This is a genomic window from Paraburkholderia sp. BR10936, from assembly GCF_040965735.1.
Classification (GTDB): Bacteria; Pseudomonadota; Gammaproteobacteria; order Burkholderiales; family Burkholderiaceae; genus Paraburkholderia; species Paraburkholderia nodosa_A.
This window is the reverse complement of record NZ_JBFRCM010000001.1, coordinates 723,458-738,339: the sequence shown is the minus strand read 5'-3', so window position 1 is coordinate 738,339 and position 14,882 is coordinate 723,458. Positions and strand designations below refer to the sequence as shown.

The 14,882-nt window shown below is 64.1% G+C and carries 11 protein-coding genes and 1 rRNA gene; 10 read left to right on the top strand and 2 right to left on the bottom strand.

Annotated features, from left to right (window positions below):
• The first annotated feature begins 11 nt into the window (after nt 1-11).
• Nucleotides 12-125: ribosomal RNA gene (gene rrf, locus AB4Y36_RS03435) — 5S ribosomal RNA — on the top strand.
• A 129-nt stretch (nt 126-254) separates the two neighbouring features.
• Here rrf and AB4Y36_RS03430 read toward each other — a convergent pair.
• Complete coding sequence (locus AB4Y36_RS03430; protein WP_368682273.1) at nt 255-1,448, bottom strand: M20 aminoacylase family protein; 1,194 nt, start codon at nt 1,446-1,448, stop codon at nt 255-257.
• 178 nt (nt 1,449-1,626) lie between these two features.
• Between AB4Y36_RS03430 and AB4Y36_RS03425 the strand changes: the two genes are divergently transcribed.
• Both AB4Y36_RS03425 and AB4Y36_RS03420 read left to right on the top strand, forming a co-directional pair.
• Complete coding sequence (locus AB4Y36_RS03425; RefSeq protein ID WP_368682272.1) at nt 1,627-3,705, top strand: molybdopterin-dependent oxidoreductase; 2,079 nt, start codon at nt 1,627-1,629, stop codon at nt 3,703-3,705.
• Between the two features lie 148 nt (nt 3,706-3,853).
• Complete coding sequence (locus AB4Y36_RS03420; protein ID WP_368605963.1) at nt 3,854-5,527, top strand: long-chain fatty acid--CoA ligase; 1,674 nt, start codon at nt 3,854-3,856, stop codon at nt 5,525-5,527.
• A gap of 163 nt (nt 5,528-5,690) precedes the next feature.
• On the opposite strand, the gene AB4Y36_RS03415 is transcribed toward AB4Y36_RS03420, so the two are convergent.
• Nucleotides 5,691-6,887: a porin gene (locus AB4Y36_RS03415; RefSeq protein ID WP_368682271.1), complete on the bottom strand. Its 1,197-nt coding sequence runs from the start codon at nt 6,885-6,887 to the stop codon at nt 5,691-5,693.
• 308 nt (nt 6,888-7,195) lie between these two features.
• Between AB4Y36_RS03415 and coq7 the strand changes: the two genes are divergently transcribed.
• The 7 genes from coq7 (at nt 7,196) to murF (ending at nt 14,867) form a co-directional block, all read left to right on the top strand.
• Nucleotides 7,196-7,858 carry a 2-polyprenyl-3-methyl-6-methoxy-1,4-benzoquinone monooxygenase gene (gene coq7, locus AB4Y36_RS03410; RefSeq protein ID WP_368615860.1) on the top strand — a complete coding sequence of 221 codons (663 nt, stop codon included), beginning with the start codon at nt 7,196-7,198 and terminating at the stop codon, nt 7,856-7,858.
• A gap of 399 nt (nt 7,859-8,257) precedes the next feature.
• Nucleotides 8,258-8,686 carry a division/cell wall cluster transcriptional repressor MraZ gene (gene mraZ, locus AB4Y36_RS03405; RefSeq protein WP_028207782.1) on the top strand — a complete coding sequence of 143 codons (429 nt, stop codon included), beginning with the start codon at nt 8,258-8,260 and terminating at the stop codon, nt 8,684-8,686.
• A 17-nt stretch (nt 8,687-8,703) separates the two neighbouring features.
• Nucleotides 8,704-9,657, top strand: a complete 954-nt coding sequence (rsmH, locus tag AB4Y36_RS03400) for a 16S rRNA (cytosine(1402)-N(4))-methyltransferase RsmH (RefSeq protein ID WP_069268481.1) — start codon at nt 8,704-8,706, stop codon at nt 9,655-9,657.
• Nucleotides 9,654-10,010 carry a cell division protein FtsL gene (gene ftsL / locus AB4Y36_RS03395; RefSeq protein WP_028207784.1) on the top strand — a complete coding sequence of 119 codons (357 nt, stop codon included), beginning with the start codon at nt 9,654-9,656 and terminating at the stop codon, nt 10,008-10,010. Before rsmH ends, ftsL begins: the two co-directional genes overlap by 4 nt.
• On the top strand, nt 10,007-11,899 hold the full coding sequence (locus AB4Y36_RS03390; protein ID WP_069268482.1) for a penicillin-binding protein 2: 1,893 nt from the start codon (nt 10,007-10,009) through the stop codon (nt 11,897-11,899). Before ftsL ends, AB4Y36_RS03390 begins: the two co-directional genes overlap by 4 nt.
• A complete protein-coding gene (locus AB4Y36_RS03385; protein WP_368682270.1) occupies nt 11,896-13,446 on the top strand; it encodes a UDP-N-acetylmuramoyl-L-alanyl-D-glutamate--2,6-diaminopimelate ligase in 1,551 nt (516 codons plus the stop codon). The genes AB4Y36_RS03390 and AB4Y36_RS03385 overlap by 4 nt, the downstream gene beginning before the upstream one ends.
• A complete protein-coding gene (gene murF / locus AB4Y36_RS03380) occupies nt 13,443-14,867 on the top strand; it encodes a UDP-N-acetylmuramoyl-tripeptide--D-alanyl-D-alanine ligase (protein WP_368682269.1) in 1,425 nt (474 codons plus the stop codon). The genes AB4Y36_RS03385 and murF overlap by 4 nt, the downstream gene beginning before the upstream one ends.
• Nucleotides 14,868-14,882: the final 15 nt, after the last annotated feature.

Genomic DNA, 14,882 nt, shown 5'->3' with positions numbered 1-14,882 from the left:
AACCCGTCAAGCCTGATGACCATAGCGAGCTGGTCCCACCCCTTCCCATCCCGAACAGGACCGTGAAACAGCTCCACGCCGATGATAGTGCGGATTGCCCGTGTGAAAGTAGGTAATCGTCAGGCTCCTTATGCTGTAACGTCCAGAACCCCGGTGTCTCCGAAAGAGAACCGGGGTTCTGGCGTTTGGGCTTCTTCAGATGCAGAAAACAAAAAAGCCGTCCAATGGACGGCTTTTTGCATTGGTGCCTCGAATTACTGCTGCGCCAGAAATTTCGTCGCCAGATGCACCCAAAACGACGAACCAACCGGCAGCAGTTGATCGTTGAAGTCATAGCTCGCGTTGTGCAGCATGCAAGGGCCTGCGCCGTGCCCTGCATCACGGTGACCGCCTTCGCCGTTGCCGAGAAACGCGTAGCAGCCCGGTTTCTCCAGCAGCATGAACGAGAAGTCCTCGGCGCCCATGGTCGGTTCGACGTTCGCATCGACGTGATCGGCGCCGACAACCTCGCGCATGACCTCCGCGGCGAATTGCGCCTCCGCGCTGCTGTTCACCGTCGGCGGATAGTTGCGATGGAAGGTGATGTCGACCGAGCAGTCGTACGCATCAGCTGTGCTCTCGGCGATCTTGCGCAGTCGCGATTCGATCAGATCCAGCGTTTCCGTCGTGAAGGTACGCACCGTTCCCGCGATCCATGCCGTATTCGGCACCACGTTGACCGCGTCGCCCGCATGAATCTGCGTGATCGAGAGCACGGCCGTATCGAGCGGCTTCTTGTTGCGCGTGATGATGCTCTGCAACCCGTTCGCGATCTGCACCGCCGTGAAGACCGGATCGCGGCCGTTGTGCGGCAACGCGGCGTGCGAACCTACACCCTTGATTTCAATGCGGAATTCGTTACTCGAGGCCATAATCGGCCCTTCGGTCACGCCGAAGTAGCCGGCCGGCATGCCCGGCCAGTTATGAATGCCGAATACGGCGTCCGCAGGAAATTGTTTGAAGAGGCCATCTTCGATCATGGCTTTCGCGCCGGCGCCGCCTTCTTCGGCGGGCTGGAAAATGAAGACGATCGTGCCGTCGAACTGTCCGTGCCGCGCGAGATATTGCGCCGCGCCAAGCAGCATAGCCGTATGGCCGTCGTGGCCGCACGCGTGCATCTTGCCTTCGTTGCGCGAGCGATGGTCGAACGTATTGAGTTCCTGGATCGGCAACGCGTCCATATCGGCGCGTAATCCAACCATCCGTTTGCCGGTGCCACGTTTGAGCACGCCGACAACGCCGGTTTGGCCCATGCCGCGATGCACTTCAATGCCCCATTCCGTGAGCTTTGCCGCAACGAGGTCGGAGGTTTGGGTTTCTTCGTAGCGCAGTTCGGGATGCGCGTGGATCGTTCGTCGGAGGCCCTGAATTTCGCCTTGGGCGGCCTGGATTTCCGGGATCAGTTTCATGGCGGACGGTGCTCAAAAAGTGGTCGCCCGGCCTTCGTCTCCAAAATAGGCCGGGTCTAGACGGACCATTCTACGCCGAACCTTTTTTTTCGCGCCAAGCACAGGGTGCGTACAGGGCCCGCACCCCGAACATAATAAAATCGCTTTTACGACAAAACGCCTCACCCACGGATTTCCGATGAACGCCCCAGCCGAATTTGCCCGTGCAGTTTGCCCGCACGATTGTCCCGATACCTGCGCGATGCGCGTGAGCGTCGAAAATGGCCGGGCGATCAAGGTGAGCGGCGACCCCGACCACCCGCCCACGCAAGGCGTGCTGTGCACGAAGGTGACCCGCTATGCGGAGCGCGTCCATCATCCGAAACGTTTGACGCAGCCGATGAAGCGTGTGGGGCGCAAGGGGGAAGGGCGTTTCGAGCCGATCAGCTGGGAGGAAGCCTGTCGCATCGCGGCCGAACGCCTCGGCGAAATCGCGCAGCGCGCGCCCGAAGCGATTCTGCCGTACAGCTATGCCGGCACGATGGGACTCGTTCAGGGCGATAGCATCGCCCAGCGCTTCTTCCACAAGCTCGGCGCATCGCGTCTCGATCGCGCGATCTGCGCGGCGGCGGGCGCCGCCGGCCTGCGTTATACGTTCGGCTCGAGCCTCGGCATGCTCACCGAGTATTTCGCGGAAAGCGAAGTGATCCTGATCTGGGGCGCCAACCCTATTGCGTCGAACCTGCACTTCTGGACCCGCGCGCAGGAAGCGAAACGCAACGGCGCGAAGCTGATCGCGATCGACCCCTATCGCTCGCTGACGGCCGAAAAGTGCCATCAGCACATTGCGCTCAAGCCCGGCACGGACGGCGCGCTCGCGCTCGGCATGATGCACGTACTGATCACCGAGGACCGTCTCGATCACGATTACATTGCGGCCCACACGCACGGCTTCGACGCGCTGAAGGCGCGTGCGCTGACCTATACGCCCGCACGTGTCGCCGCGATCTGCGACATCGAGGAGCAGGCAGTCGTCGATCTCGCGCGCCTCTACGCCTCGACGCGCAAGGCGGCAATTCGCATGAACTATGGCCTGCAGCGCGTGCGCGGCGGCGGCAACGCCGTGCGTGCCATCGCCTGCCTGCCCGCGTTGACCGGTGCATGGCGCGAGCGCGCGGGCGGCGTGCTGCTTTCGTCGTCTGGCTGGGCGCCCGTCGATGCGAACGCGCTCCAGCGTCCGGATCTGATTCCGGGCTGGCCGCAGCATCAGCCGCGCATCGTCAACATGAACCAGATTGGCAACGCGCTCACGCACGAAGGCGACGCCGCATTCGGGCCGAAGGTCGAGGCGATCGTCGTCTACAACTCGAATCCGGTTGCGGTTGCGCCCGAGTCGGCGAAGGTCGCGGCTGGCTTCGCGCGCGAGGACCTCTTTACGATCGTGCTCGAGCAGTTCCAGACCGACACCGCCGATTACGCCGATCTACTTCTGCCGGCCACGACCCAGCTCGAACATCTCGACGTCCACAAGTCGTACGGCCACACGCACGTCATGGCGAACTTGCCGGCCATCGCGCCCGTTGGCGAGGCGCGGCCGAATACCGAAATCTTCCGCTGCATCGCACGCGCGATGGGTCTGACAGAGCCGGCGCTGTTCGAAAGCGATGAAGACGTGGCGGCCCATGCATTCGACTGGAACGATCCCGCACTGGGCGGCGCCGACTGGGCGGCGCTCAAGCGCGAAGGCTGGCTGAAGCTGAACATCGCCGAAGCGCCGTTTGCGAACGGCGGTTTTCGCACGCCGACGGGCAAGTGCGAGTTCCATAGCGAGGCGCTTGCGAAGGCCGGGCTCGATCCGCTGCCCGATTACCTGCCGCCGCACGAGTCGGCGGATGGCGCGCCCGAACTCGCCGCGCGTTATCCGCTCGCGATGATCTCGCCGCCTGCGCGCAACTTCCTGAACAGTACCTTCGTGAACGTGGAAAGCTTGCGCGCGACCGAAGGGGAGCCGCACGTGGACCTCCATCCGGCCGACGCGGCCCGCCGCGAGATTGCCGACGGCGACGAGGTTCGTGTGTTCAACGACCGCGGCTCGATGCGCGCGCGGGCGCGTGTGACCGATCGGGCGCGCAGCGGTCTCGTGGTCGGCCTGTCGATCTGGTGGAAGAAGCTTGCGCCGGATGGCCGCAACGCCAACGAAGTGACGAGCCAGGCGCTTACCGATCTTGGCGGCTCAGCGACTTTCTATGACTGCCTCGTCGAGGTCGAGCGCGCCTGAAAGCGCCTCAAGCTACCGCTAGCCGCCCCGCAACGTGCGTTCGAGGGGCCTTTCTAACTCGCTGATTTGCTGACATAAAAGCTGGGTCGCCATGCTACGATCCAATTTTTTAGCACGACCATTCGAAAAATCAAGGAGGAGACGCTGCATGGAAAAAGTCTGGCTGAAATCGTACCCGCCCGGCGTTCCCGCTGAAATCGACGCAAGCCGTTACGCGTCCATCACTGCGCTGCTCGAGGAGAGCTTCAGCGAATTCCGTGCAAAGCCCGCTTTCGCCTGCATGGGCAAGACGATCACCTACGGCGAGCTGGACCATCTCTCCCAGCGTCTGGCCGCGTGGTTCCAGTCGCGCGGCATCGCACGTGGTGCGCGCATCGCGCTCATGATGCCCAACGTGCTCCAGTATCCGGTCGCGCTCGCCGCAGTGCTGCGCGCGGGATATGTCGTCGTGAACGTCAATCCGCTCTACACGCCGCGCGAACTCGAACACCAGTTGAAGGACAGCGGCGCCGAGGCGATCGTCGTCCTCGAGAATTTTGCCGGAACCGTAAGCGCGGTCGTCGCCAATACGCGCGTGAAGCACGTGCTGGTCGCGGCGATGGGCGACCTCCTTGGCGCGAAGGGCTTCATCGTCAACTTTGTCGTGCGAAGCGTGAAGAAGATGGTGCCTGCCTGGAACCTGCCCGGCCACGTGCGCTTCAACGACGCGCTCGCCGAAGGTGCGCGCACTGGCTTCAAGCGCGTCGAACAGACGCCCGAGGACGTCGCCTTCCTGCAGTACACGGGCGGCACGACCGGCGTGGCCAAGGGGGCGACGCTGCTGCATCGCAACCTGATCGCCAACGTGCTGCAGTCGGCGGCATGGACCGAGCCCGCGCTGGCGAAATTGCCGTCCGGTACGCAACCGGTGACGGTCGCGGCGCTGCCTCTTTATCACGTGTTCGCGCTGACCGTTTGCGGGCTGCTGACGCTGCGCACCGGCGGTCTCGCGATCCTGATTCCGAATCCGCGCGACATCGCCGGCATGATCAAGGAGCTGCGCGGCTACTCCATCACGTGTTTCCCCGCGGTGAATACGCTCTACAACGCGATGCTCAACCATCCGGAATTCGGCAATCTGGACTTCACGCACCTGCTCGTTGCGAACGGCGGCGGCATGGCGGTGCAGGAAGCGGTGGCCAAGCGCTGGTACGAGCGCACGCATACGCCGATCGTCGAAGGCTATGGCCTCTCGGAAACCTCACCCAGCGTGACCTGCAATCCGGTCACGGCGACGGAATACACCGGCACGATCGGCTTGCCGCTGCCTTCCACTGAAATCTCGATTCGCGACGACGCCGGCAACGAACTGCCGATCGGCGAGGCGGGCGAGATCTGCATCCGTGGGCCGCAGGTGATGGCGGGCTACTGGCAGCGGCCGGAAGAGACGGCGAAGGTCATGACGCCGGACGGCTACTTCAAGTCGGGCGACATCGGTCTCATCAACGCGCGCGGCTACATCAAGCTCGTCGACCGAAAAAAGGACATGATTCTGGTCTCGGGCTTCAATGTGTATCCGAACGAGGTCGAGGATGTCGTGGCCAAGCTGCCGGGCGTGTTCGAAGTGGCGGCGGTGGGCGTGCCGGACCAGAATTCCGGCGAGGCGGTGAAGCTCTATATCGTCAAGAAGGACCCGGCGCTCACCGACAAGGACGTGTTCGAGTACTGCAAGACGCAGCTCACCGGCTACAAGCGGCCGAAGATCATCGAGTTCCGCAACGATCTGCCCAAGAGCAACGTCGGCAAGATCCTGCGCCGCGAGCTGCGCGACGGTCGCGCCTGAAAACGCAAGAGCGAAGCGAAAGGCCAGCGAGTCAAAAGCGAAGAGCGGCCTGCCCGTCGAGGGCGGGCCGCTTTTTTGTCGTGCGCACTGTCGCGAAACGACACGAAGCACCAAAGAAAAAAGGCGCCCGGAGGCGCCTTCGAGATTACAGCGACTGTTCTTCTTAGAACTTGTGACGGATACCGACGCGAGCCGTGAACACGTTGTTCGTGCTCGACGGCGTCAGGCCGTTGATCGACGCGACAGCGGTGTTGCCCGTCGAGTCGGAGCCCGTAGCGTGCTGGTACACGCCGATCAGGTAGACGTCCGTGCGCTTCGACAGGAAGTAGTCCGTGCCCAGTGCGTACTGGAAGTACTTCGCGCCGCTTTCGCTCGTGCCGTTCGCACGCGTGACGCTGCTGCCGTCCGTGAAGTCGAACGCGAAGCCTGCCAGCAGGGCCGGCGTGAACTGGTACTTGATGTTCGCTTCGACGTTGTTGAAGTTGGCATTCGTGCCGCGTTGGAACAGCGAGGTCGACGTCTGGCCGAGGTTGCGGAAGCTGACGTTCGAGTACGTCAGGCCGAGCGTTGCTGCGCCGAACGTGTATGCGCCGCCTGCGCCGATGACCTGGTACGTGTTGGCCGATGCGAAGCCGCCGTACACCGGATTGAACGAAGTGCCCGTAACACCCTTTACACCCGTCTGCGGCGAGGCGGTGCCGCCGTTGTTGAACAGGCCGCCGGTAGCGTTCGGCGTGCGTGCGTTCAAGTATCCAACGCCGAGGACGAGGGGACCGTTGTTGTAGCCAGCGCCCAACGACCAGATCTGGTTCGCCGAGAAGTCGCCTGCCTGGCCGCCGAAGCTGTACGTGCCGCCGAACGTCAGGCCAGCGTAGTTGGCGCTGGTGAACTTGACCGTGTTGTTCGTACGGTAGGCGTTGTTGAAGTTGTCCAGATCCTGCGGGTGAGCAGCAATGTAGCCGCCCCACTGGTCGCCTGCTTCGAGCGGGCCCACGTAGTCGACGACGGAGTCGTACTGGCGACCCAGCGTGACCGTGCCGAACTGTGCGCTCGAGAGGCCGACATAAGCCTGACGACCGAACATCAGGCCGCCCTGACCGAGCTTGCCGGTGTTCACGTCAAAACCATTTTCCAACACGAAGACTGCCTTCAGGCCGCCGCCGAGGTCTTCAGCGCCGCGCAGGCCGAAACGGCTGCCTTGCATCACGCCGCTCGACAGGTTGTACAGGTGCTTGCCACCCGAATTCGTGTTGATGTTGAAACCTTCGTCGATGATACCGTACAGCGTGACGCTGCTCTGAGCGTGAGCAACGCCCGCGAACGCGCCCAGCGCAGCCAGCGCGAGAAGCGACTTCTTCATTGAATGATCTCCAGTGTTTGCGAATCTTTTGCGTCTTTTAACGGGACCAGTTTTTTATCTTGCGTAGGGTCCTGTCCTTCTAACTTCGCGAGAAGTTGCACGTAATGTAACAAAAGGGTTAACAGTCACAAAGGAAAAGCCTGGGCCTCGCTAAGTACCTGTTTCGTTTACACAACATGGTCTAGAATATGCAGCTATCTATCGGCGCTGCCCCGGATTGACGGATGTCCGTGAGTTTGTGTAGTGGTGAAAGGGCAGTCCGGGCGAGCGACCAATCCGGCTCGCCAACGAAACGAAAGGGAGGCTGGATGACGCTAGATGACTTGATTACCGAATTCGACCGGGGCCTGCGCTCTCTCACCGGCGTGTCGCGCATGACGCGTCCGATGCCGCAGCCTTCCCCCGTGACCATCGAAGTGACGCCCGAGGGCGATGCCGTACCAGCCGGCAGCGAACTCACGGCTGCCGAGCGCACGCACGCCGCCGGCCTCATGCGCGTCAATCACGTCGGTGAAGTGTGCGCGCAGGCGCTGTATCAGGCGCAGAAAATCTCGGCGCGCTCGCCCTCGCTCAGGGCGGCCTTCGAGCAAGCCGCGCGCGAGGAAGAGGACCACCTCGCGTGGACCTCGCGCCGGCTACAGGCGCTCGACTCGCGTCCGAGCCTCCTTAATCCGCTCTGGTACGCAGGCGCGCTCGCGATCGGTTTCGCCGCCGGCCGCCTGGGCGACAAGGTGAGCCTCGGCTTCATGGCCGAAACCGAGCGCCAGGTCGAGCATCATCTCGACAGCCACCTCGACAGCTTGCCGCCCGCCGATCTCGAGTCGCGCGCGGTCGTCGAGCAAATGCGCGCCGACGAAATCTCGCACGCAAAATCGGCCGCCGATCTGGGCGGAGTCGAATTGCCTTTGCCGGTGCGTTCGCTAATGCGTGTAGCATCGAAAGTGATGACGCGAACCGCCTACTACATCTGATTAATGCGTATGGGCCGGCAATCGCTGTCGGTCCATACTCGGATTAATCTTTCAGAGCTTTCAGCCCCCGGTTTTAATCCCCGCAAGCCCCCCGCTCGATCCCTCCGTAGGCCGTTTATCGCCGCGCTTTTCACGTATCACCTTCAGAACCTGCGTTAGCTCATTCATTCATAACGGTTTTTGGCTTTTGTCGCGACTTCAACAAGTGCCGCTAAGTCCTTGTTCTAGCGGATAAATTTCGTCAAAAAACGTCCGGTCTCCCTTGACCCTCGTTGGGCGTTCCTCTAAAGTGGGAGACAGTGTGAGAAAGTGTATTTTTGTGTGATTTCAGGCGCGTATTCAGGTAGATTTTCCGGGATTTAGGCGGGCGGCCAAAAGCGCCGCATAAGGGGGAGCAAATTGTTCCAGGGGGCGTCGGCGCTAACACTCGATGCGAAAGGACGGATGTCGATTCCGTCTCGCTATCGGGAAGCGCTGCAACAACAGGCAGAAGGACGGGTGACGATCACCAAGCACCCGGACGGCTGCCTGTTGCTATTTCCGCGCCCCGAATGGGAAGTGTTCCGCTCGAAGGTCGCCGCGTTGCCGATGGACGCGCACTGGTGGCGCCGTATTTTTCTGGGCAATGCGTCCGACGTCGATGTCGATAGTGCTGGCCGCGTGCTCGTCTCACCTGAATTGCGTCTGGCGGCAGGAATGGAAAAGGAAGTCATGCTGCTCGGCATGGGTAGTCATTTTGAGTTGTGGGATGCGCAGACCTACGCCGCCAAGGAACAGGCGGCGATGGCGCAGGGCATGCCCGACGCCTTGAAAAATTTCACGTTCTGATCGCGGTTCAAAACGCTATGGCATCTGCGATGGGACAGGGACTGCAGCATCGCACGGTGCTGCTAGACGAAGCGGTGAACGCGCTGGTCACGCGCGCGGACGGCGTCTATGTGGACGGCACGTTCGGTCGCGGCGGGCACAGTCGCGCGATCCTCGGGCGTCTCGGCGAGGCCGGGCGCCTGATCGCGTTCGACAAGGACCCGCTGGCGATCGCGACGGCGCAAACCGTGAACGACGCGCGGTTCTCGATCGTGCATGAGAGTTTTGCTTCGCTGCGCGACGAGCTCGCGTCGCGCGGGGTAGGGCGTGTGTCGGGAATATTGCTGGACCTTGGCGTGTCGTCGCCGCAGTTCGACGATCCGCAGCGCGGTTTCAGTTTCCGCGCGGATGGCCCGCTCGACATGCGGATGGACCCGACGCGCGGCGAGTCCGCCGCTGACTGGCTCGCTCGGGCCACGTTGCAGGAACTGACGGAGGTAATTCGGGATTATGGGGAAGAACGGTTTGCTTTTCAGATTGCAAAGGCGCTTGTTGCTCGCCGGGCAGAGTCCGACCGTCTCGGGCCTCTCGACAGCACGGGCGAGCTTGCCCAAATCGTGGCTAACGTCGTCAAAACCCGTGAGAAGGGTAAGGACCCGGCAACCCGCACCTTTCAAGCTATACGGATTCACGTCAATCAAGAGCTTGCGGAGCTGCAGGTCGTTCTAGAAGCAGCACTGTCGTTGCTGGAACAGGGGGGGCGGCTGGTGGTCATCAGCTTTCATTCGCTCGAAGACCGGATCGTCAAGCGGTTCATGCAGGCGCACGCAAGCGCGCCGGCGGTCGATCGCCGCTTGCCGATCCGCGCCGTCGACCTGCCGAGCCCGCCGCTCAAGCTGCTCGGCCGCGTATTCGCGAGCGACGAAGAAGTCGCCGCGAATCCGCGCGCCCGCTCGGCCGTGATGCGCACCGCGGAGCGCGTCACGCCATGAATCGTCTGAACATCTTCCTGCTGATCGTCGTCATGGGGTGCGCGCTTTCCGTCGTGAACGCCACCAATCAGCAGCGCCAGATCTTCATCCAGTTGCAACGTGCGCAGTCGCAGGAGCATCAGCTTCAGCAGGACTACGCACAGCTTCAATATCAGCAGAGCGCGCTGTCGAGAACGTCGCGCATCGAACAGATCGCCACCGACTCGCTCAAGATGCAGCCCGTCACGACCGGACGCACGCAATATCTGACGCTCGCGCCCGGCAGCGCAACCGCCGTCGACGCACCCGTGCCGACCTCGGCGCCCCCGCAGGGCGCCGCGCCTACGCCTGCCCGCCGCGGAGGCACGCGATGAAAAAGGACAATCGCCGCAAGAGCGTTGCCTTCAGCGCCAACCCCATTCTCTCCGTGCGCCTGCCGATGTGGCGCTCGAAGCTCGTCGTATTCCTGCTCTTCATGGCGTTCGTCGCGCTTGCCGCGCGCGCATTCTGGATTCAGGGGCCAGGCAACGCGTTCTATCAGAAGCAGGGCGAAAGCCGCTACCAGCGCACGATCGAGTTACCGGCCACGCGCGGCAAGATTCTCGACCGTAACGGCCTCGTGCTCGCCACGAGCCTGCCCGTGCGCGCGATCTGGGCGATTCCCGAAGCCGTGCCCGACGATCTCGGCGCCGACAAGCTCAACCAGCTCGGCGCGCTGCTCGGCATGAACACGAAAGAGCTGCGTGCGAAGCTCCACGAAGACAAGACCTTCGTCTATGTGAAGCGCCAGGTGCCGCTCGACGTCGCGCAGAAAGTGACGGCGCTCGACATTCCGGGTATTTACCAGCGCAACGAATACAAGCGCTTCTATCCGGAAGGCGACGTCACCGCGCACTTGATCGGCTTCACCAACGTCGAGGACGAGGGCCAGGAAGGCGTCGAGCTGTCGGACCAGAAGGTGCTCGCGGGCGTGCCGGGCATTCGCCACGTCATCAAGGACCGCATGGGCCACATCGTCGAGGACGTCGACGAGACGGTCGTGCCCCACGATGGCAAGGACGTCGAACTGTCGATCGACAGCAAGATTCAGTACATCGCCTATTCGAACCTGAAGGCTGCCGTCGAGAAGTTCAGGGCCAAGGCCGGCGCTGCGGTGGTGGTGGACGTGCGCACGGGCGAAGTGCTCGCGCTCGTGAATTATCCGACCTACAACCCGAACGACCGCTCGCATCTCACGGGCGAGCAGCTTCGCAACCGCATCCTCACCGACGTGTTCGAGCCGGGTTCGATCATGAAGCCCTTCACGGTGTCGCTTGCGCTGGATCTGCACCGCGTCTCGCCGAGTACACTGGTGGATACGGGCGCGGGCCACTTCACCCTCGACGGTGCGACCATCACCGACGACGCCGGTTTTGGCGTGCTGACGGTGGGCGGCGTGATCCAGAAGTCGAGCAACATCGGCGCGACCAAGATCGCGATGACGCTCAAGCCCGAAGAAATGTGGGACATGTACACCAGCATCGGTCTCGGTCAGGCGCCGAAGGTCGGGTTCCCCGGCGCGGCGGCGGGCCGTTTGCGTCCGTGGAAAAGCTGGCGCCGCATCGAGCAGGCGACGATGTCCTACGGCTACGGCCTCTCCGTTTCGCTGTTCCAGCTCGCGCGCGCGTACACGGCGATCGCGCACGACGGCCAGATTCTGCCGGTCACGATCTTCCGCCACCCCGGCGACACGCAGCCGGTGCAGGGCACCCAGGTCTTCGCGCCGACCACGGCGCGTGAAGTGCGCACGATGCTGGAGAGCGTGGTGTCGAAGGACGGCACTTCGCCCGACGCCGCCGTACCCGGCTACCGCGTGGGCGGCAAGTCCGGTACGGCGTACAAGCACGGCCCGCACGGCTACGATCATTCGAAATACCGCGCGTCGTTCGTCGGCATGGCGCCGATGCCGAATCCGCGCATCGTCGTGGCCGTCACGGTCGACGAACCGACGGCCGGCAGCCACTTCGGCGGTGCCGTGTCGGGTCCGGTGTTCTCGGGCATCGTCGGCGATACGCTGCGCTCGCTCAACGTTCCGCCGGATATGCCGGTGAAGCAGCTCGTCGTCGAGGACAACAGCGCCGCCGCCTCGGCCCCGGCCGTCGCGAACGCGCCCGCTGCGCCCGTGAAGCACGCGGCGAACACGCCTACCGCGAAAAGCGCCGCAGCCGCGCATCACATGACCGTCGCGGACAACGCGAAAAATCGACCCGGAGTCGTCCGATGAGCGCCACGCGCACCCAGCATCCCGCGCACCGGCAGATCGCGGACGCGCTCGCATGGCTGCGCGCGCACGTCGCGCCAGAAGCGGGCCTGCACGCCGATACGCGCTCGCTCAAGCCGGGCGATGTGTTTCTCGCCTACGCCGTCGAGGGCGCGGACAGCCGCCCGCACATCGCCAACGCGATCGAGCGGGGCGCTGCAGCCGTGCTGTATCAGCCGGAAGGGTATGCGGGCGAGAAGCTCGACGCGTCGATTGCGCTGGCTGTACCGCAGCTCGACGCGCTCGCGGGCGAAATCGCCAGCGGCTGGTATGGCGACCCGAGCGATGCCATGCTCGTGGTCGGCGTGACGGGAACAAACGGCAAGACGTCGTGCAGCCAGTGGATCGCCTCGGCGTTGACGGCCATCGGCCAGAAGTGCGCGATCGTCGGCACGCTGGGCACGGGCTTTCCGGGCCAGCTCGTGCATACGGGCTTCACCACGCCCGACGCGCCGCAGCTGCAGCGCAGCCTCGCGCAATTGCGCGGTGCTGGCGCACAGGCGATCGCGATGGAAGTCTCCTCGCACGCGCTGCATCAGGGCCGCGTGAACGGCACGTCGTTCGACATCGGCGTCTTCACGAATCTCACGCAAGACCATCTCGACTATCACCACACGTTCGAGGCCTACGAGGCCGCGAAGGCGCGTCTGTTCGCATGGCCGGGCCTGCGCGCCGCGATCATCAACACCGACGACGCAGCGGGCCGCCGCCTGATCGCCGCGACGCGCGGCAAGGCTCGCACGATTGCGTACAGCGTGGCGACGCCCGCCGCCGACGCACCCGTCGCCGACGCGTGGCTGCGCGCGAACGACGTGCGCGCGACCGCCACCGGCACGGCGTTCCATCTGGAAACGTCGGATTGGGGCGAGGCGCAAGTCGAGGCGCATGTTCTCGGACTCTTCAACGTGAGCAATCTGCTCGGCGTGCTCGGCGCGCTGCTTGCGGCGAACGTGCCGCTCGTCGCGGCGCTCAACGAGATCTCGAAGCTGCAGCCGGTGAACGGCCGCATGGAGCGTCTTGGCGGCCGCGCCGATCACGACGAGCCGCTCATCGTGATCGATTACGCGCATACGCCGGACGCGCTCGAAAAAACGCTCGAAGCGCTGCGCCCGATGGCGGCCGCACGCGGCGGCCAGCTCGTCTGCATGTTCGGCTGCGGCGGCGATCGCGACGCGACCAAGCGCCCGCTCATGGGCGCGATCGCGGAACGCCTCGCCGACCAGGTCGTCGTGACGAGCGACAACCCGCGCAGCGAGTCGCCGGCCGCGATCATCGAGCAGATCGCGCAAGGCATGCGCGACGCCGCGAAGGCGCGCCGCATCGAGGATCGCGCGAGTGCGATCCTGCAGGCGGTGCGCGGCGCGGCGCGCGAAGACGTCGTCGTGCTGGCCGGCAAAGGCCACGAGGCGACCCAGGAAATCATGGGCAAGAAGCGCGCGTTCTCCGATCAGGACCACGCGCGGCTTGCACTCGCCGCCCGTGCCACGCACGGGCGCGGAGGTGGTGAATGACGATGCTTTCCCTGCGGGAAGCCGCGGCGCTGATTCCCGGCGCGAGCGTACTCGGCGACGAGAACGCCACGTTCGAGCGCATTTCGACCGACAGCCGCACCACCGGCCCCGGCGATCTCTTCGTCGCGCTCAAGGGCGACCGCTTCGACGCGCACGACTTTCTCGGCGAAGTTGCGAACCGCCAGGTGAGCGCGGCGCTCGTTTCGCGCAGCCCCGGCGACTGGCGCATCCCCGCGCTGCGCGTGGACGACACGCGCAAGGCGCTCGGCGCGCTCGCGCTCGGCTGGCGCCGCCGCTTCTCGATGCCGCTCGTCGCCGTGACGGGCAGTAACGGCAAAACGACGGTCAAGGAAATGATCGCGTCGATCTTCGCGGCGGCCGTTGGAGAAAATTTGCGTCTCGCGACCACCGGAAACCTCAATAACGACATCGGCGTGCCGTTAACGTTGCTGCGTTTGAGCGGCGCTCATCGGCTGGCGGTGGTCGAACTCGGCATGAATCACCCGGGCGAGACCGAGTTGCTGGCGAAATTCGCCGAGCCGACGGTCGCGGTGGTGAACAACGCGCAGCGCGAACATCAGGAATTCATGGCGACGGTGGAAGCCGTCGCGCTAGAGCATGCGAGCGTGATTCACACGCTCAAGCCCACGGGCGTCGCGGTGTTTCCCGCCGACGATGCCTACGCGAGCATCTGGCGCGTGGCGGCGACGGGTTCGCGCATCTTCGACTTCGCGCTGCATACCGATACGCGTGCGGTTGAAGCGGCAGTCACCGGCAAGCTCGTCGACAGGCTCGCGGGCAACCGTCTCGCGATCGCGACGCCGGAAGGCCATCTCGAAGTGGAGTTGAAGGTGCTGGGCGCACACAACGCGCACAACGCGCTCGCGGCCACGGCGGCGGCGATTGCGTCGGGCGTCTCGCTCGAAGCGATCGGCCGCGGGCTCGAGGCGTTCGAGCCGGTGAAGGGCCGCTTGCAGGTGAAGCGCGCGGCGCTTGGCGAGCTGACGGGCGCGACGGTGATCGACGACACCTACAACGCGAATCCCGACTCGGTGCGTGCAGCGATCGACGTGCTGGCTTTGCGCACGTCGCCGCGTGTGCTCGTGCTCGGAGACATGGGCGAAGTCGGCGACGACGGTCCCGCCTTTCACCGCGAGGTGGGCGCTTACGCGAGGGAACGCGGCATCGACGCGCTCTACACGCTCGGCGACGCAGCGCGTGACAGCGCGACGGCGTTCGGCGCGCAGGCGCTGCATGCCGCCGACGTGAGCGAACTCGTGCGCGCACTGGCTGGTGCCGGTTACGGCGCTGGCGCAACGATTCTCGTGAAAGGCTCGCGCTTCATGCAGATGGAGCGCGTAGTAGCGGCACTCACGAATCCGCAAAACCCTGCGCCGGACGCGAAGTCCGGTGCGCACTGAAATACGAAGGAATAC